Source organism: Williamsia sp. z34, from assembly GCF_059553395.1.
Window position 1 is genome coordinate 797,106 of the sequence record NZ_JCANWW010000001.1, and the last position, 19,310, is coordinate 816,415.

At 61.2% G+C, this 19,310-nt stretch carries 12 protein-coding genes and 3 pseudogenes; 6 read left to right on the forward strand and 9 right to left on the reverse strand.

Going from position 1 to position 19,310, the window contains the following annotated elements:
• Positions 1 to 918: 918 nt before the first annotated feature.
• The 4 genes and pseudogenes from AC51GT_RS03810 to AC51GT_RS03825 all read left to right on the forward strand — a co-directional run.
• Entirely contained in the window at positions 919 to 2,439 is a 1,521-nt protein-coding gene (locus AC51GT_RS03810; RefSeq protein ID WP_496327915.1) for a purine-cytosine permease family protein, read from the forward strand.
• Entirely contained in the window at positions 2,436 to 3,902 is a 1,467-nt protein-coding gene (locus tag AC51GT_RS03815) for a glutamine synthetase family protein (RefSeq protein WP_496327916.1), read from the forward strand. Before AC51GT_RS03810 ends, AC51GT_RS03815 begins: the two co-directional genes overlap by 4 nt.
• Positions 3,903 to 3,983: 81 nt before the next feature.
• Complete coding sequence (locus tag AC51GT_RS03820) at positions 3,984 to 5,003, forward strand: alpha/beta fold hydrolase (RefSeq protein ID WP_496327917.1); 1,020 nt, start codon at positions 3,984 to 3,986, stop codon at positions 5,001 to 5,003.
• A 99-nt stretch (positions 5,004 to 5,102) separates the two neighbouring features.
• A pseudogene (locus AC51GT_RS03825) lies at positions 5,103 to 5,426 on the forward strand (transposase); the annotation flags it as partial.
• A 413-nt stretch (positions 5,427 to 5,839) separates the two neighbouring features.
• On the opposite strand, the gene AC51GT_RS03830 reads toward AC51GT_RS03825, so the two are convergent.
• Both AC51GT_RS03830 and AC51GT_RS03835 read right to left on the reverse strand, forming a co-directional pair.
• Entirely contained in the window at positions 5,840 to 6,118 is a 279-nt protein-coding gene (locus AC51GT_RS03830) for a hypothetical protein (protein ID WP_496327918.1), read from the reverse strand.
• On the reverse strand, positions 6,115 to 6,438 hold the full coding sequence (locus AC51GT_RS03835; protein WP_496328006.1) for a MetQ/NlpA family ABC transporter substrate-binding protein: 324 nt from the start codon (positions 6,436 to 6,438) through the stop codon (positions 6,115 to 6,117). Before AC51GT_RS03835 ends, AC51GT_RS03830 begins: the two co-directional genes overlap by 4 nt.
• 280 nt (positions 6,439 to 6,718) lie before the next feature.
• On the opposite strand from AC51GT_RS03835, the gene AC51GT_RS03840 reads away from it, so the two are divergent.
• Both AC51GT_RS03840 and AC51GT_RS03845 read left to right on the forward strand, forming a co-directional pair.
• Positions 6,719 to 7,003 (forward strand): hypothetical protein, encoded by a 285-nt coding sequence (locus tag AC51GT_RS03840; protein ID WP_496327919.1) that lies wholly within the window; start codon positions 6,719 to 6,721, stop codon positions 7,001 to 7,003.
• Positions 7,004 to 7,017: 14 nt separating this feature from the next.
• Positions 7,018 to 7,134, forward strand: a pseudogene (locus AC51GT_RS03845) (transposase); the annotation flags it as partial.
• Positions 7,135 to 7,153: 19 nt separating this feature from the next.
• Here AC51GT_RS03845 and AC51GT_RS03850 read toward each other — a convergent pair.
• The 7 genes and pseudogenes from AC51GT_RS03850 to AC51GT_RS03880 form a co-directional block, all read right to left on the reverse strand.
• Positions 7,154 to 8,614 carry a DUF6345 domain-containing protein gene (locus tag AC51GT_RS03850; protein ID WP_496327920.1) on the reverse strand — a complete coding sequence of 487 codons (1,461 nt, stop codon included), beginning with the start codon at positions 8,612 to 8,614 and terminating at the stop codon, positions 7,154 to 7,156.
• A gap of 962 nt (positions 8,615 to 9,576) precedes the next feature.
• Positions 9,577 to 10,965, reverse strand: a complete 1,389-nt coding sequence (locus AC51GT_RS03855; RefSeq protein WP_496328007.1) for a YehQ family protein — start codon at positions 10,963 to 10,965, stop codon at positions 9,577 to 9,579.
• 276 nt (positions 10,966 to 11,241) lie between these two features.
• Positions 11,242 to 11,493 (reverse strand): annotated as a pseudogene (locus AC51GT_RS03860) (SWIM zinc finger family protein); the annotation flags it as partial.
• Complete coding sequence (locus AC51GT_RS03865) at positions 11,490 to 12,410, reverse strand: VWA domain-containing protein (protein WP_496327921.1); 921 nt, start codon at positions 12,408 to 12,410, stop codon at positions 11,490 to 11,492. The gene AC51GT_RS03865 and the pseudogene AC51GT_RS03860, both read right to left, overlap by 4 nt.
• Positions 12,411 to 12,643: 233 nt before the next feature.
• Positions 12,644 to 14,818, reverse strand: a complete 2,175-nt coding sequence (locus AC51GT_RS03870) for a DUF5682 family protein (RefSeq protein WP_496327922.1) — start codon at positions 14,816 to 14,818, stop codon at positions 12,644 to 12,646.
• Positions 14,815 to 15,903 carry an ATP-binding protein gene (locus AC51GT_RS03875; protein WP_496327923.1) on the reverse strand — a complete coding sequence of 363 codons (1,089 nt, stop codon included), beginning with the start codon at positions 15,901 to 15,903 and terminating at the stop codon, positions 14,815 to 14,817. The genes AC51GT_RS03870 and AC51GT_RS03875 overlap by 4 nt, the downstream gene beginning before the upstream one ends.
• Positions 15,900 to 19,253, reverse strand: coding sequence for a DUF4132 domain-containing protein (locus AC51GT_RS03880; RefSeq protein WP_496328008.1), 3,354 nt, complete (start codon positions 19,251 to 19,253; stop codon positions 15,900 to 15,902). The genes AC51GT_RS03875 and AC51GT_RS03880 overlap by 4 nt, the downstream gene beginning before the upstream one ends.
• Positions 19,254 to 19,310: the final 57 nt, after the last annotated feature.

Below are 19,310 nucleotides of genomic sequence, written 5' to 3' on the forward strand. Positions count from 1 at the left end.
AACTGACACGGGACGGGTTTTGAACTTGCGGTAGTGGATGTTTGTATATCGGACGCGTTGTTGAAGGGTTGCGAATCAACCAGTGGCGGAGGATGATTCGCGTTTAACGCGCTAGATGGATTTGGACGATTTCGGGTTACTGCCTACCCTCTGCGTACCGGGACAGCATCGCTCGACAGGAAGGGTGGCCGATGGTGCGGTTGCGTCAAGTAAACCCAAAGGCGCTGTCGGACCGGTTTCTCGCTGTCTCATGCTGGTTAACGTCAATTCTTCTCTCGACCTTCGCTTATAAGCCCTATGTGGTCAAGCATTCATCGCCCAGGTTTGGTGAGCATGGTGAATGGCACCTGTTCTAGAAGTTGGGTTTGTTGAGCGCTGGGACCGCCACCGGCTCTCGATCGGCACCTTAGCGCCACGCTGCAGGATCGGCGTGGTCATGCAGCCATCTTTCCTAGGTCTCCCGAAATACGCTGCGCTGCAATTGTTATGTCTGATTTAAGATTGTGTTACATATACCTTCCGTTCCGGTTATGGGTGGGTGTGGTCGGCGGCAAGGCCGCAATGGGGGCTTCCAACAGCGCACTGTGAGAACGCTTGGACCGGCGTACCTAAGATTCCCGCGAGGAGCTCAGGGTTGCGATTGTGTCCTGAATTTAACGGGCTACCGGCTACTCCCGTCGGTAATCGAAGCTCTTCGAGATGCGCGATGTTTCACTTCGGGATACCTTGATTCCCGTCACTAAACGAACCCATTGGAAGGCGTTGACTTGCCTGACCGCAATCTGACCGCGAACATCCCACAGCTAGCGCTGAGACCGCAGGCGATGGGTCTCCCGCAACGACCAGCCCTTGCCCCGTTACGCCGTCGGCGCTTGAATCCGCCTAGCTCCAGTCCAGCGCGATCCACGAGGAGCTCACATGTCACAGCGCAATGAAATGGGCGCTATCGAAACGCGTGGAGTCGACTTCATTCCGAACGAAGAGCGAGACGGCTCGCCGTGGAATCTCTTCTGGGTAGGCATCGGCGCGCAGTTGTCATTCACCGTGATCGTGTTCGGCTGGCTCCCCATCACCTACGGGCTAGGGTGGTGGAGTAGCGTCACCGCCATCACCACCGGGTTGATTCTGGGCAGCGTAATCTATGCTCCTTTCGCACTTTTCGGACCACGTACCGGGACCAACAGCGCCGTTAGTAGTGGCGCTCACTTCGGGGTCGTTGGCCGTTTGATCGGCTCTATCTTGGCAATGATCACGGCAGTTGGGTTCTTTGCGATCAGCATCTGGACCGGCGGTGACGCACTGGTGGCCGGTGCACACAGCTTGCTCGGCACTCCCATCAACGACGCGATGTCCGTCGCCGGCTATGCCATCACCGGCCTGATAACCATTGTGATCGCCGTGTATGGCTACGCAACCGTCGTCGCCGCGCAGAAATTCATCATTCCATTCGTGGGCGGCTTGATGCTGCTGGGGTTCATCGCCCTAGCCGGAGACTTCGACCCCAACTATGCCGGTGGCGACTACATACTCGGAGGATATTGGCCTACCTGGTTGCTGGCAGTAGGAACGTCGCTGTCGCTTCCAATCTCCTACGCGCCCTTTGCCAATGACTATTCGAGGTATGTCCGTCGCGAAAAAGGGGGTGCCAAGCTGGTGTGGCTCAGCTTCGCGGGCATGATGATCGGCTGTCTGCTGGCATGCCTTTTCGGCGCCTACGTCGCAAGCATCTTCGGACCCGGTGAGAGTTCGCTTGTGAACGGCCTTATTGGGATCTCTCCCGGCTGGTACGTCATCGCGGCAGTGGTTCTGGGCCTACTCGGCGGCTTCGGGCAAGGCTCACTGTGTCTGTACGGAACCGGACTTGACACGTCATCGCTATTCCCCCGTCTCGCACGTGTCCCAGCCACGGTGATGATCAGCGCCGTGTCATTCGTGCTGGTATTCCTCGGCCGTTTCGTCTGGAACGCAGTCGATTCCGTCTCGGCGTTTGTGATCATCCTCGTCGTCATCTTGACGCCGTGGGTTGTGATCAATCTCGTCGGCTACGTCCGTCGCCGGGGCCAATACAACGCTGAGGATCTGCAGATCTACAACACCGGCGGGTCGGGTGGTGCGTACTGGTTTACCGCTGGTTGGAACTTCCGTGCGGTCGGAGCTTTCGTCCCTTCGGTTGTCGTCGGGTTGATGTTCGTCAACACCACACTGTTCAAAGGGCCCTGGGCCGATGCAGCAGGAGGAATCGACTTGAGCCTGGTCTCAGGAGCCGTGTTGTCGCTGTTTCTCTACGTCTTACTGACAACAATATTCCCGGAGAACATCTCGCTATCCTCTGCAACCGCCGAAACCCCCTCGGGCTCTGACGCCTTCGCGCACGACCCAGACCATGAGGTCCACACCACTATTGCGCTCAAACCCTCAATTAACCAGGAGACAGCATGACTGGCACGATCGAAACCGGGAACGTCGACAACGCGGTGGGGGTGCCTCGGTACGCGGAGACCTTCTCCGAGGCACTGCCTGACGACGACAAAATTGCAGCCGTGCGCGCCGAACTCGAGGAGGCGGGGGTCCAGTATGTGATCTCCTGTTGGATTGATGTGTTCGGAATGCCGAAGACCAAACCCGTTCCGATGAGCGACTTTGAGGCACTCTGCAAGGGGAAAGGGCCCCAATTCGCGGTCCATTCGGTCTCGTTCGTACCCGACCTGACACCCGCCGATTCTGATCAGGTCATGGTTCCCGACCTTGACGCGGTGTACATCTGTCCGTGGGACACGACCACGGCGGTCATTTTCGCCGACCTGTTCTGGGAAGATAAGCCGTACAACAACTGTCCACGGCAGACGTTGAAGCGCGCTATCCACAAGGCGGCTGAAGGCGGACACGTCGGATACGCCGGGATCGAACCCGAGTTCATCGCCATGCGCTGGGACGCGAATGGCCAGCCAGTGAAGGCATTCGACAACGACCCACAGCAGGTCGGGGGTTTGCGTTCGCGCCGGCAGGCGTTCGGCTACGACGTCGAACACACGATGGATTCCATGCCTTTCCTGAAGGACTTGATGGATATGCTGGCCACTTTGGACTGGGGGCTCCACGACGTGGTCGCTGAAGGGGCATACTCACAATTCGAGCTGGACTTCCACTACACCCACCTGCTGGAAATGGCGGACAGGTTCGTCTTCTTGCGCCTCGCGCTCAAGGAGATCGCCAAACGCCATGGCATGTTCATCACCTTCATGCCGAAACCGACAACTGCAGACTGGCGTTCGGGCGCCCACATCAACTTCTCGTTGCGATCGCTCGACGATCCAGCCGGGAATTTATTCGTCGACGACCAGGGGAACTGGAGTGACGAGTCCCGATTTGCGGTGGGAGGCCTACTCGCTCACGCGGAAGCCCTGACAGCGATCACGTGCCCTACCGTCAATTCCTACAATGGCCTGGTTCCTCGTGTGGGCGGCTTCGAGGGCGGCACGGTGACCTGGGCGCCGACCAACATCACCTACGGCCACAACAATCGCTCAGTGCAATTCCGGCTGCCGCAGAACCGATTCTGCATCGAGAACCGGGCAGCAGATATGTGCATGAACGTTTATCTATCGCTCGCTTGCACCCTCGCCGCGGCAGTTGATGGGATCACCCGAAAGACAGACCCGGGCGGCCCTACGGACCGCGACCTCTACTCAACGTCGGCAGAGGAGATCGACGCAGCCGGAATCCGTCGGCTTCCGCGAAATCTGTTGGAATCGATCAGTTTTTTGGAGCGAGACCCTCTGATCGCCGACGTTCTGGGGCCGACCATGCTCCGGTCCTACCTCGCCTACAAGAACGACGAGTGGGAGCGGTACCACCAAGCCGTCACCGACTGGGAAGTCAAGGAATACCTGCGGCTCTACTGACGACTCTGCGCGGTCGGGCGGGTGTATCGACCCGTCCGACCGCGACTTGCGTGAGCCGGCCCTCGAAACGACGGAGACGATGTGCCCTTCCCAGATTTTCAGACTTTCGAACTCGGTGACGTCGAACTGCTTTCCGGTGAGACACTTCGAGATACTCGCCTCGCCTACAACACGTACGGTCAACTCAACACAGCGAAAGACAATGTCGTGGTCCTGCCCACCTTCTTCACCGGAACGCACCAGAGAAACGAGGGATTCTTCGGCGACGGCAGGGCCATCGACCCTGCGAAACATTTCATAGTCTCGATCAACATGTTCGGCAACGGACTTTCAACCTCGCCCAGCTGTGCTGCCGACGGGCAGGGCGGGCCACGGTTCCCCGGGGTCACGCTCTACGACAATGTGCGTTGCCAACATCGACTTCTGGTCGAACACCTCGGCGTCAGTCGGATTGCACTCGTGGCAGGCTGGTCCATGGCCGGTTGCCAAGCCTACCAATGGGCATCACAATATCCCGACCTCGTCGAGGCGATCGTCCCGTTTTGCGCGTCCGCGAGAACATCTCCACATAACTTCGTTTTTCTCGAGGGCATCAAGGCGGCCCTGCAGGCCGACCGAGACTGGGCCGCCGGACATTACACATCACCCCCGGTCAAGGGATTGAGAGCATTTGCCCGCGTCTATGCCGGCTGGGCTTACTCGCGGACCTTTTTTCGCGACAAGCTTTACCAGAGGCTAGGTTTTCAGAGTATTGAGGAGTTGTTGGTCCGATGGGAGGAGGACCACGTCCAGAATTGGGACGCTAACGACCTCGTGGCGAAGCTATGGAGCTGGCAGCGGTTCGACATCAGTGCGAACCCCGTTTATGGAGGCGATTTTGCGGCAGCATTGCGCGCAATATCTGCGCGCGCCATCATCATCCCTTGTACGCAGGACCTCTATTTCACCCCCGAGGACAACAGACTGGAGGCACAAGATATGCCTCGCGCCGAGCTTCGACCCTATGACTCACCGCTCGGACACTGCGTGGCCAACCCAGGAAACGACGCACGATTCGAACAGTTCCTCGATAGCGCAATCTGCGACGCATTGAGGCATTGACCACGTCGATATCACCTTTACGCGTCTGGTCGATCGCCTCGACGTGTAGTCGGCAGAACGCGGTGGATAAAAAACAGTTGGCTGAGCAGCTCCCGGACCGAGTTCATTCCGTTCTTGGACTATGACGTGGAGGTGCGGCGAATCATCAGCTCTTCCAATACTATTGGGTCGATCAATGCGCTCTATCGGCGGGCGATTCGGGCTCGAGGGCATTTCGCGGCCGAGCAGGCCGCGCTCAAGTGCCTGTACTTGGTCACCCGTTCGCTCGACCCCACAGGCCGCGGTAAGGCACGATGGGCAGTGAGGTGGAAGCCAGCGCTCAACGCGTTCGCGATTACCTGCGTAGGCGTATCACCCCGACCGGTAACTAGCAGATGCCATGGTCGGATCCACCTTCAATCTGACAGACCCTCGGATACATAGTCTTCGGATGTAGAGCGCCCACCCATTTGTCTCTGAGACGGTGTTCACAAAGACATGGTGGTCGAGCTGGATTCGAGGACCCGCATATATTGCTCCATCAATAATTACGGGCGCGGCAAGCATCCGCGCAGCATCGACGGACGTCTGCGTCGCGTTGGCAGCGGACTCGATCTCAGGGGTATTGGCGCACCGGGAAAACTCGAGGCGGCGCAGTCTGAAACATCATCCCCAGCGACGCTCACAATCTACGGCTCCGGCCCAATTAGCGATCCATCGACGCCACCACACCTGGTGAAGTCACCCCGGATCATGTTGACAGGGGAATGAGGCCATACCAGGTCTGGCGACCGCAGCCCTCGGTTTCAAGGACCAACTAAAAGCCTTCCAGCACGTAAAACCGACTTGGTCGAGTGCTAAGGTGCCGAAACCTGGCTCCGATAAAACTTCTCAGCTGCGTTGATACTCAGGGCAGACTGGGAGATCACCGCCTCCGCGTCGATGGCTTCGCCAAACTTCGGGTCTGTGAAAGTCTCGATCAGTGCCTTGTTGGCAGGGTTGTTTGCGGCGTCTTTATTGATGACCAGTTGCATCCAATACTCGGGGTAGGCGGGAGCCTGTATCAGCCGCTGATCGCCACTGGCACCTGCGCTGGCAAAGGATGTCTGCCATCCGAAATGCGAGTTCGACATCATCGAGCGTTCGCGGAAGCTGGGCCAGACCGACCTTGCCGGCGGAATTGCTGGGGGTTGGCGGTGATCGACTTGATGGACTGTTCAACGTCAGGGACGTTGGGATCAAGGGTGATCAGTTTCTGGTCGGCGAGCACACGCAGCGCCTGCCCCTCGTTGGCGGCATCGTCAGGAATCGCGATCTCGGTGCCGTCGGGGAGTGCTGTGAGCGAGTCGTGCTTCTTCGAGTACGCAGCGAACTTGAAGGCGTAGACCGGCGCTATGGGGGCGAGATGCAAGCCGTTGTTCCGATCTGACTCCTCAGCCCAGAACTTGTGTTGGATGCCAGATCTACTGTCTCAAACATGAAGAACTCCCCTCAAATACCTGGCAGAGGGTGCGAAAATCGCACTGCGGCAGTGTGACCCGCTGCAGTCGAGGACGCTAGCAGCAGGAATCCGCCCTGCAACTACTTTCGCGCACGCAAAACCGAAATATGTGACCGGCTACAAGAATGTGCATCCAGGGGCAGCCAGGCCTGTTTCGCTATCGGTGAACTGCTGTGGCCGATCCTTTTGTGCAGCAACGAAAAGACACGCTACCTACCGCGCGGGGGATGCGGGAATGGGAACACTGGCCTGGCAGTCCTCTGTCGGACGGATGACTCGCTGGCCGATGGCCCAAGGACAGCGCGGCGGCACCTCGATGGCCCGGCCCAAGTGCGCGGTTCGACACTTGTCACCGGCGAACCAGCGAAAACTCGACATGGTCGAAAACGTGGCTACGCTCATTCCGTCGTCTGATCTTCTCGACCAAATCGATGTGATCGTCACGTCCGATGTCACGGTCACTTCCGGCGATCGTAGCTATGACGCAACAGAGTTGTTCTTAAGGGGGCTCCGCCGCTGAGATTGCTGTGCAAACGGTATCCGGCGATTATCCGGATGTGGGACAACGCCTGGCAAGAGTTCATTCCGTTTCTGGACTATGACACCGAGATGCTACGAGTCTTGTTCTATACCAAACTTATTGAGCGCTTATGCATGTCCCCGGGATGCTTCACAGCGTTGTCTCGACGACATACCGCATGGCGAATCGCCCCTTCCGCACCTCGATATCGCGCCGTGCGACAAGGTCGGCGGTGTCGCGCGCCATCCGATACCCGACCTCGGTGCTGCCGGGCACAACGGTGATCTCCGCGTCCGAGGCATCGTGGAGGCACAGTTGATCACGAAGACCCGCCTCCGCGACCGCGAGCGCGGCTTCGACGTCGATCTCCCCGGTATCGTCGGTCGGCCGTGCATCGACCGCGTCCGTGATCGGCACGGTGGTGTCGGTGAGCGAGCAGACCGTGCCGGCCGCATCGACGACCACACTGACTAGCCCGTCGCCGCCGACAACCACCGGTGACGAGTTGTAAAGCTGTCGATAGTGCGCGGTGAAGTCGGCGACGGCAGGCTCGGTGATCTCGCCGTCGTAGCTCGTGCCGGCGTGGAATGTCGCAGTGATGCGCTCGAGGGTCAGGTCGCCGTCGATACTGCGCACCGCTTCGTCGGCGTTCGCCCTGATCACGTCGATGTCGACCGGCTTTGCCGTCCGATCGGGTTCGGCGAGAAATACCTCGTAGTCGCCGCCGTCGAGGAGCACCAAACGTGGCTCGAACTCGATCGCCCCCTGTTCCGCCAGGGGACTGGTCGCCTCGACGAGGAACGGCCGTACACCGAAGCGTTCGGCGAGCCTCGCAGCGGTCTCCTGATCCGCGCGCCGCCGGGCCAGCCGAAGCAGCTTCGGGGGATGTGGGAGGGGGATGTCGAGGTTGATCACAATCGGCGTGGGGCCGGCCCAGCGCCACCAGTACCAGTTGTCGGACACCGCGCTGCCGTCGAAGAATCGTTCGTTCCAGAGCCGATTCTGCGCTTCCTCGGCGGTCGCCCCGCACGCGGTGGACGCTGGGCGATGGTCACGCGACAACGCCAGCCCGGCGTCCTGCCAGGCCTGGCTGAACGACTTGCCCTTGTTCCATTCGCGGAAGAAGCCGGCCCCGAGTCCGTCGAAGTCCCATGTCAGGGAATCGAATCCGAAGATCATCCGGGCGCCCCTGTTGGACTCTTGCCATGTACGCCATGGATTTTCGGCACCGTGCATGAGCAGGCTCTCGCAACCGTGCAGAAAGAGATAGCGTAGACGCTGGTCGCCGAAGCTCATGCGTGTCGAATCCGCCGTCAGCAGGTTGTCCCAGGTGCGCCCGGTCTCGGTGACGTACACACCGTCGAAGGTCCCGCTGTGGGCGTAGTTGTAGAACACGCGGACCGAGTCCATTCCGAGGCTGCCCTGCCAGTTGTCGTACTCGTGGTTGTATCGCCACTCCCGGACGTCGTCATCCTTGGCGTGAAAGTTGATGGCGTTGAACTTGGCGACGTAGTCCAGGAACCCCTTGACGTCGGAGTGTGGGGTCGAGAGCGCGGTGTTGCCAGATGGATAGACCTGGACCGACGCACCGGCGTACATATTGTCGGACATGTAATAACCTTTCGATCTGCGAGCGTATGGAGCTGTGGGTGAGATTCGATTGTTTGTCACGCGGAGTTGCGGGACACGCGTAGTGGAGTACTCGAATCGACTCGCCGCGACGCCGGGTTCATCGTGACCATTGCGGGACAGAGCCCCGACGCCGTGAATTCCACACCGGCTACGACGTTATGAGTGCCAGCACAGTGCCGGTGATCGTCGATCACGCCGCCTATCGTTCGTACCTTCCTCCGGCACTCGGGGACAGGGTGCGGTGGCAACTGTTTTGGAACGACCCTTTTGCTCGATGGTGGTCACAGCTTCGACCGCAGTGGTCACTGACCGCCCAGCTCACCGATACCGACACGGTGGCTCACATCGGTCCGGAACTTCCTGAGGGCACCGCGATGCAATCGGGGATCGGAAGTCTTGGCGACCTGGTGGTTCTACGAGCTTGCCTCGCCACCGGCCGCCCTCCACACCTATCGGCCACGTCAAGGCGGAACGGGGTTTGCAGACGAGCAACTGCGCCAGGAGCTACTACTGGTCGACCTGGCAGTGGAACAGTGACACACGGGTGGCCCTACTTCAACGATGAATGCCGACAGCATCAGACATCTTCTACTGCAGTAAAATCCAGGTGGCTGGTACATGTGCAGAATTCGACGCCTGCGATATCTTCACGAATGAGTGGTAGGTCGTACCTTCGGACCGCGTGGCTAAGGCGTGCTCTGGCATATGGGGCTGGGTGCGGTGAGTAGTGGGCAGATGACTGCTTTGCTGATCTACAGCTTTCGTCGAAGACCAGGAGCACCTGGGCCCGGTATGCCGGGGGAGGGAACCTCACCAGTTGACTCGGGACTTCCCCCACTCCAGTTGACTCGTGGGGTTGAGCGGTTCAAGCCGCGGTGGTAGGTCGCGTCGGTGGTGCTCCCATCGTTCATCCTTCGTCGGCGAGTCGGTATGGATTCCGCTCAGGCAAACTCGGCTGCGGTTATCAATTGCGTAGCCGCAGACAGCCACGCTGTGCGCCGTCGTGGCATGTCTGGGGCGGCAAGCGCATCGGCGAGTTCGGTGACCGCCTTGGCAGTGGTGGGCATGCCGATGCCGTGCAGGGTTTGCGCGGTCTGTTGAGTCATCGTCTGCGCATGCGGTCGCGGGTGCGACAGGCCCTGGTGCGCCAGATCCGCGACCACCGTGATTGCGGCGTTGATAGTGTCCACCAGGCGATCCGGCGACGGGTTTGGTGCCCGACGAAGGGTAGTAGGTCCTGACGGTTGGACGAGCTGGGGAACCACGATCGCCGTATCTGTCGCGATGGCGAGGGGTTCGATGGTGAGTTTCCCGTCACGAAGGCGGGCGTGGCCGGACACGGCAGTGGCGGACCCCAGCGTTTCTGCGATGACGCTGAGAGCGCTAGGGGCTTCAGCTCGATACTCCGACTGGACTATTGCCCGGTTTCCGAAACGGTCGTGGACCTCCACCAGCAAGGTCTGAGCGCCGGGTAGGTAGTCGGTGGCAAGCACTTTCGCGATCTCGAAGACGAAAGTCGCGTCGGTCTCCACGCGATTGCGAGCGAAGTAGGGCATTCGCTCCCGCAGGTCGGCATGAACTGTGGCGTAATCGCTCTTGTACACACGGGGCCCCAAGAGCGACCAATCCGTCGCGCCCAGCGGCAAGAGCGACGCGCGACCGATTCCGCGGTTGGCAAAGCGAATCTGGTTGCTTGCGAGTCGAACCGCCGATTCGGTGACCACGTTGGCTGCGGCCAGTGACTGGATCGTTGTTTTTAGGACGCGCTCGCCACCGATGTGCGCGGGACAGTCGCCGTCCCAAGCTCGCCGCCACATCGACACCGTGAGGGAGCTGCGATCAAAAAAGTACACGTCCACCGCCGTTGTGTCACCGCGCCGTGTCACGTGGGCACCCAGGGCGGTGAGAGTGGCCCGACCGATGGCGGTCTCGCCGGGAACGCCGACTCCGGATGCGCTGCGCGAAATCAGGGGTTGGGGGGAGGCACTCAAATGCACCCGAGCATTGACCTCGACGAGCAACTCGGTGACTCGCCGACGTGAGTGGAGACTGTGGCGCGCCCGATAGGCGCCCAGTTGCTCGATCAACTCCGCGGTCGCTGTACTCAACCACATAGCGCTACCGCCGGTCACCGTGCTCGCGATCCGATCCAGCGAGGCGAGTAGAACCGGGGTCAGGTGTGCGGTTCCTTCGGTCAATACAGTGCTGACAATCTGGCCTGCAGAAGCGATCTCCTCGGCGTCGGGGTGCAATGCTCCACCAACATGAACGATGTTGGTGCCCTTCTGGTCTGCCTCTCGCACCGCCCAGACGGCCAGCACTATGCTCACTCCCGCAGCGTGGTCGACAGCGGATGTATGTGCGTGCTCCAAACGGTGCGGGACAAGAAAGCGCACAGTCGATTGGGCCAGGTCGACCCGTACCGTCTCGTCGTATGAGTTGCTCCGGTGCACAGTGGCCGCGTACCCGACCGATCGGGTTCGCCGGGCGTGGTTGAAACTACGCGTGCCGACATGTTCCTTGAGTTGGTGGTCGCTGAATTCACCTGGCGTCCAGTTGGTGTCAGGATCGGTGACGTCGTCTCGGGAGAACTTTGCCCGATACGCCAGCACGAGGGCGACCCGGTGTCGACAAAGAGCAGCGGAACCGCACGAGCACGACGCTTCTCCCGGGGCGGCGCTGCTTGCCAGCTCAGCAATCGGGCCGCTGGGAAAGGTGGTGGTTACGCGATCTGTCGAAATATCGAGTTGTACCGTTCCGTTTTCAACCTCACGCAAGGCACGTTTGACGAGGCCGCGACTGGTCAGGATCGAAAGGACCTCCGGTGTCATGGCGAGCAGATCCTGCCTGGGACTCATCGGATGCACTCAGCCACGAACTCTGCGAGGCCGCCGGGCGTCATGGCACCGACATGAACGCCGAGCTGGGTGAGCTGCATCCCGATGTCACGGTCGAAATCCGGCTCCGCATTCTCATCGAGCGCGGCGAGGGCAAGGACGCGCACACCGTCGTCGGTGAGACGTTGCACGCTTCGAACGAACCGCGGAGCGTCGCCTTCGTAGAGGTCTGAAATGATCGCCACAATGGTGCGTCGCGGATTGGTGACGAGTTCAGCGGCATAGTTCACAGCGCGTGCACCGTCGTTCCCGCCGCCGAGTTGGACACCCATCAATAGGTCGACGGGGTCTACCACCTCCGATGTCAGGTCGACCACGTTCGTGTCATAGGCGATCAAATGGGTCCGCACGCCGGGCACATTCCAGAAGCAGGCAGCGGTGATGGCCGAGTGGATCACCGAGTCGATCATCGAGCCCGACTGATCGACCAAGAGGATAAGCTGCCACTGTTCGGCATGGCGGCGGGTTCGGGAACTGAAATATGCTCTCGCGATGGCCAGTTGACGTCTTTCCGGTGACCAGTGCTGCAGGTTTGCGCGAATCGTCGCGGTGAAGTCGAAGTTTCTGGACTGAGGGAGCAGGCTGCGCCGGCGGCTGCGAGCGCCGTGGAAACTCCGACGGATGTCGACCGACAGTTTGTTGACAAGGTCCTCAACCACTGAGCTCACGAGCTTGCGTGCCATGTCGAGAACGCCTGGATCCATCAGGTGTTTGGTGCGCAACACCGCCCGCAGAAGCGTTGCGCTGGGCGCGATCCGTTCCAGAGCGACGGGATCGGTAACCACTTCGGTGATGTCGTACTTTTCCACGGCATCGCGTTGGAGACGCTCGACCGTTTCCTTTGGGAACAGCCGGTGGATGTCATCGAGCCAGGTCACCGCCGACACTGGGGTGACACCGTCACCCGAGGGTCGGCGCGTGGGGTCCGATTGGTTGGGACTTCGCTCCGGCATCTCCACCGAGTTTCCAGGCCGGACCCCATGCTCGGCCAGGGTCTGATCGCGGGAATAGAGCCACGACAGCGCGCGGTCTTGTTCGCCGGCTGTGCCGGTCGCATCACCGAGCTCCGCGGACGATGCGTCGCCCAGGATCAGACGCCACCGGTCGTGGTTCATCGCAATCCGATCTGCTCGAGCATTGCCGTGACCCGCGCATCGAGTGCAGATCCGACCGACGACGCGGGTGCAGATGCCTCGGGACGGTGTTCTCGCGTGATGCGGCGGGCGATGGCTTCGCGTTCGCGCGGCGGGAAATGCTCGAACGCCTCGCGCAATGATGGAAGAGCGATGGCGAAGCCTGTGTCGGAGAAGCCCGATACCAGATCGTCGACAACCGTGAGGACCAGTGATCCGGACTCTGAATCAAGAAAGGTCTCGCGGGCAACGGTGACCAGCCCGATCATCCAGTCTCCAATCTGTTCCGGCGCGATGCTTCGCGCAGCGTTTGCTGTTAGCTCGAACCGCTGGGCGCGCCAACAACTTCCGAGCGCAGCGCCGCGAAGGCCGACGGGGGCGGATCGATCCGAGGCCATCATCGTCAACGCCGGCACATGGTCCTGCGTCACGACAGGGCTCGCGTGTTGTATCGCATCGGCAACGGCGGCGATGGCCTGAACATGACCCGGGTCCGGCGTGCCGTGCGCACGTAGTGTGGCGGCCAGGTTGACGGTTCGGATGGCCGCTGCGTCGATGACACGGCCGAGTAGTGGACTTTGCCTGGTGCCGTGGATGTCGTCGTGGCGCCACAGGTCCAGCGCGAGCGTCAGAAGGGTGCCCATGGCACCCATTTCAACCGATGCGCCGACTGCGCGAATGCTGTTGCGTACTGAAGATTCCAAGACGGTGTCGAGTCCACTGCGTACGACATCAAGCAGAGTGACGGTGATTGTGTCGACGGACGTGGGGGTTGCGTTGAAACGCGCGTTCAAAGCTGCGCCTGCTGCCTCGCGCAGCGTCGGGCCGAATGCGCTGGCTTCGGCGAGAGCCGCACGACGGGAGGGTGTCTCGCTGATGGTCCAGCGTTCTTGCGTCGTCGTGGCGCATGCTTGCCCGGGGGCAGCGTCCCAGAAGAAGCCAGGTATGGCCAGGGCACGTAGTTGGTGCAGGGCGTGGCTGCGTTCGCGGTCGAGTGCGTCGAGCAGATTCAGGTGTGTGTCGCCGGGCCGTAGTTCGAGGGCTGCGAGAACAGAATCGACGTGATGGACCAGTCCGGGTAGCGGGGCGTCAGGATGGAGATGTCCGACAGTATCGCCGTGCAGGATAGCGAGGCAGGCGGTGACCACCGGGTGGTCGGACTCGTTTGAAGCAGTGCGGGTGTCGGTGTTCCACGGCAGTTCGCGAGGAATGCTTTCGGAGATCAGCGTGCCGGCCGCGGCGTCGAGCAGGTCCACCCGGCCGGGTGACTCCCGGCCGCGTAGTCGAGCCAGTCCCTGGGCTTGCAAACGAAAGTTTCGGAAATCGGTCGTGGACACCCGGTGCCCGCGGCTGCGTAGGCCGGTCGCCATTGCTGTGAACGCCCGCTCGAACGCGCCAGCGGCCCCGTGAGTCCAAAGCTGCCGGTACCACCATGGTGTCGGCGATGTCATTCGTGCGAAAGAGTAAGGAACGAGGTGGATTCCGGTCTCAGAGCCGGGTGGGGGTATTGGAACCGCCGGCCAGGCCGCGTCGGTGGTGGTGTCTTCCGCCAGGAGTGTGACGACGGCCGGGCGGCGGGAACCTGCGCAGACCACGATGACGGGGCGACCGGGGGCTCGGCTGACCGCGGCGCGGATCCAGGACACGAGATACCGGTCGGCCGCGTTCGGTTCGGTGTCTCCGACAGCGTCGAAGAACGTCTCGATCCGGTGGCCGAGTTGGGTGCTCGAGTCTGTATCACAGTGCGATTCGACGAGGTGATCCCACAACCCGTCGAACGTGCCGATGCCGAGCGCACGCTGTAACGCGGCTTCACCCACGCCACTCGTCGGTGTTGCCCCGTCGGGGTGCCAAGGCGGTAGGCCGATGAAATGAATGTGCGAGCCCGTAGCAGCGGCGGTGCGTACCGCAATGACTTCCGGCGAGAACTCGGCCAGTGGTCGCCATGAGGTGTGGGTGCTGCCACTCGATCGCAGATGCGAGAACAGGGCGATCGGAAAGGTGTGGTCGAGGAGTAGCTCAGGGTGGCGGGACCCGAAATCCGCTGGCATATCGAGCAAGACGTAGGCAGGTGTTTGTCGCTTGATCGTTGCGTCGACCACGTGTGCGCATGCCGGACTCAGGGGGCGGACCCCGATCACGGTGACCGTCACGGGTCGGGAAGCAGGGAACTAGCCGCGCGCAGTTCGGTCCACCGAGGATGTGATCGTCTGATCCGATCGTTCTCGATGTAGCGGCGGAGCCGGACGAGATCTTCGGTGTTGTCCTTGGCTGCGACGCCGGCCAGGGATTCGACGAGGTCGGCGACTCCGCCGGGCTGACCGCGCAGGAACCAGCCCCGGACCCCGGTGGCGTGGGCGACAGAGACTGCTTCGGCAGTACTCATGACGGCAGACACTCGATCGATGGAGGCGCCCTCGGAGGTGTAGCCGGTCCTCAAGTCTCGAAACAGTGTTACGAGGAGGTCGATGATGTCCGGATCTTGTGCTACCGGTACTCCGGATGCCACCAGCAACGCATCGGACTCACCACGAACCAAAGCGATCTCGGTGTCCAGATCGGAGATTGGGTGCACAGTTTCGAAGTTGAATCGGCGTTTGAGCGCGGCGCTCATCTCGTTGACGCCACGATCTCGGGTGTTCGCGGTAGCGATGATGTTGAAACCTTCGCGCGCGAACACCATTGCGTCATCACCGGTGAGCTCGGGTACGGCGAGAACACGCTCGGAGAGCAGGGACAGCAGTGTGTCTTGCACCTCGAGGGGGCAGCGTGTGATTTCCTCGAATCGTACGATGTTGCCGCCGGCCATCGCTCGGTAGATCGGGGCCGGTACCAGCGATCGCGTAGACGGGCCTTCGGCCACGAGGAGTGCGTAGTTCCAGGAGTATCGGATTTGATCTTCAGTGGTCGCCGCTCCTCCTTGGATGGTCAGGGTGGAGTCACCGGTTATGGCGGCCGCGAGTAGCTCTGAGAGCAGCGATTTGGCTGTCCCCGGCTCGCCGACGAGCATCAGTCCACGCGTGGTGGCCAAAGTGACCAGGCTTCGTTCGACCAGCGACGGGTTGCCCACATATTTCGCGCTGATGCCCCGCGCCGGGTCACCCATCACGAAGGTCCGCGCGGCGGGCAACGTCATCTGCCAGCCGGGTGGGCGAGGGCCGGCGTCCTCGGATCGCAGGGTTTCCAGTTCATCGGCGTAGCGGACTTCTGCCGGGGGGCGTTGGATCTTGTTGTTCACCTGGCGAACCCCGACAAGTCTGCCAACAGCTCGGATACCGTTGCCGCGTCGATGTCAGCGAGCGTTCCCCCGCGCAGTTCGACCGAGACGAGTTTTTGATCCGGGTATCCGTCGTATGGACTGCCCACACCTAAGCCGGGGTCGAGACCGAGGAGCACCGAGACCGAATCGCTCAGTGTGTACAGCAGGCCTTGGCCCCAGCTTGCCGGGTTCTCCCATACGGGTTCCCAGCCGCGATACGTCAGGCGCAGTGCCTGACTCGGTGTGGCGGTGACGCCTGTGAACCTCGTGAGTCCCGAACCGTTGATGTCCTGGGCCTGTGGAACGTGGACTTCACGTCCGAGTTGGGCGAATGGCTGCAGGATTTCGTAATCGGCGAAGACCGATGACCAAGCGCCGATGGTGTCCGGTATATGAGCAGGGTGTACCAGGCCGATGGTGTCGCTGTCGACGCTGACCTCGTTGTCATCGGCGTCGGCGTAGGTGTTGTCCTCAGCTATCCGGAAGACCGTGACGGGCTCTCCGGCCTCGGTGAAGGATGCCCACAGCAGCCGACGGCACACGTGAATCAACAACGGATGGCCCAATAGCAGTTCCTCGAACTCGGTGCGTGTCCATCGACGACCGATGACCATAGCTCGGTTGAGACGCTTGATCTGCTCGGCAGCAACGCCTTTCGCTTCACGCTTGAGCGCGGTGAACCTGGCCTTCGACTCTTCGGCGAGCGCATGATCGTCGCCGACGGAGGGTTTGGGCAGGCTCTTCGTTCTTTTGCCTGCGGGATCGGTGACGTATGGGATGAGCGACTCGTCGAAACCCACGGTGAACTCTCGCGTGCCGTAGCTCAACGTCATGGTTCCGGACGCGGTCAGGCCCAGATCCGGGACGATCCGATCGCCGAGTTGGTCGTGACTGAGTCCCAGACTGTCGGCCAGTTCGTCCACCCGGCGGGCGGCACCGGTCTTGAGTGATTTGAACTTCATGCGCCTGGCTATGTCGTTCAACTCGGTCAGTGCTCTGCTGGTACCGATCGCGGCCAGCGCATCGAGACCCAACTGCGCTCGCGCGGTGCCATTTTCGCCGGGCCATTTACGAATGAGAGGTGCCAGGTCAGTGACGGTGGCGTCATCACCTAGCCATCCGAGCGCGAGAATCGCCCAGTTGTCCTTCGACGGTGCATCCGCGCCCCACCATCGGTCGAAGACTTCCCATGCGAGGGCTGCGAGTGAGCGTCGATCGCAGAACTCGGCGGCAACCGCTAGTCCGGGGTACGGGTTGTCGACTTTCGAGATTGCGCACATGGTGAGCACATGCTCGACGGCCGGTGCGGGCAGGCGGGCAGTGCGGTCACGCGTCAGCACCGGGGGCAAAGTGTTTGCCTCGACCCACGCGGGTGTGCGTGGAATCCGTTTGGGGAGGATGTCGAGTGGATCTTGGCTCAGGATCTTCCGGAGAGCGTCGGTGGCCTCGGTGCCGTAACTTTCTGCCATACGCACGATGTCGTCGATGTTGTGCCTGCGGGACAACCCCAGCAGTGCTGCAACCGCGTGGTCACGTGTTTGGGACGAAGAACCCAGTGCGTCAGGAACGAGGAGGACTACGGCGTCGTCAGCGTGGCGGACCAACCAGTCGAGGGCCGGTGTGCGCAAGTTCTTCCGCGTTGCGAATGCGGACGCATGCAAGCGGGCAACCTCAAGATTAACCACGGGCAACAGATACGGGGCCACGGCGCCGGGGCGAGCCTGTGCAAGTCTGAGCAGGAGCGGCACTGCATCCAGACCGTAGCGTGTGAGAACCCGAATCGGGGACTTGAGGTTCTCTCCGTTCCACCGCTGCAGAAGCGGGCGAGCGATGTCGTCGGGTGCCAGCAGGAAGATCGCCATAGCTCCGTAGTCGGTCACCGACTCCGGCTCTGTCCGGGGGATCCAGCGTTTGTACTCATCCCAGGTGGTGTAACTGTGCTCGTGGGGACTGTTCTGGAGCTTCTCGAGTTCGCCCGGCAGCCAGTCCACCCTGGAGATCGTCGGCGGCTTCAACCCGTTCACGACCGGCTGTGCGGGCCGGGCTTTCTTGTTGGTCCACGGAGGATCGACCAGTACTCGGGGAAGTCCCTGAGCCAACGGAACATTCCGTTCCAACGCATCGATCCGGTGGCGGGCCGCAGGCGATAAAGCGTCGTAGACCTCATGGCTGATGTCTGGATGGGTCAACACGTGGCGGTCGAACATCGCCGGACTCAGATCGAATAGCAGACGAAAGGCGCGGTGCGGGTATTTGGACATCGCCTCGGTGAGGGCGGGCCGAAATCCTCTGGTCTCGGCACACTTCACCAGCGCGGTGAAGGCCGAGTCACTTGGTACCTGGACGAGCAGTTCGACGATCTTCTGGCGACGTGCATTCCTCTCATCCTCTCGGTAGATGTTCGGTGACTCGAACTCGGTTTCGAGGAGTGGCACGATATCGTTGCCGAGTCCGTCGTAGACGGCGGCGACTCGCGGCGGGTCGCAGAACCAGTTTTGCGACAAGTGGCCGGCCGACAGGACATGGTTGGCGTGTTCGAGCCGGGACACCGAGACCAGCAGTGCTTCGCTCCAACGCCAGGTCAAGAGTTCCTTGTCGTCGAAGACCGGGGCAGCCCACTGGGTTTCGGTCGGGAACAAGAAGGTGGCAACAGCTCGGCGCGTCGCATTCGTTCGTATACCCGACGCTACTTCAACGGCTGCTGCGTAGTGCTCGCTCGACGCCACCGCCAGCAGTTCACGAAGCCTCGTCAGAACTTCCTGCCACGCTCCTTGGAAGTTGAGCTCTTCCAGCCGCCCATCGCGCACCAACGCGTGTCGTGTGGTGTGTGTCGGCATCCGTCCGACATCGTCCATAGTCTCGCCCAGATCCGATCTCACGATCGTCCATGTCACATGTGCCTGCGACATGGAAGCCATGAACAGATCGACGGGCACCTGTACCTCGATGGCGCGTAGGTCAGAAGCCTCGAGGACCGCCTCGACAGCGAATGACAGGCCCCCCGCGATAATCCACTCGTCCACGATGGTCTCGGTGTCGGGCTTCGCCTCCCAAGACCATCGGGTCAGGAGGCGAAAAAGCGCAGCACCTCCACGTGGAGTTCGATCACCGGTGACATACCTCCGTGCTGACGCAATGAACTCGCTAACCTCGGGGGAGTCCTGCAATTCCCACTGCGACCAGCCGCGTTCGTCCTTCATCAGTTCGAGCCAACTCTGGCCTGGCCGATCGACCGGTCGCACGTGCGCGGTCAAACCCCCACGACGCGGGTAACGCATTGGCAACCACTCTTGCGGAGCAACAAACTTCGATTCGTCGGCGACCGCCATACTCACGCGAAACCTCCCCTTCTTTCACCTGATCAATACCGACCCTAACGAGAAGGG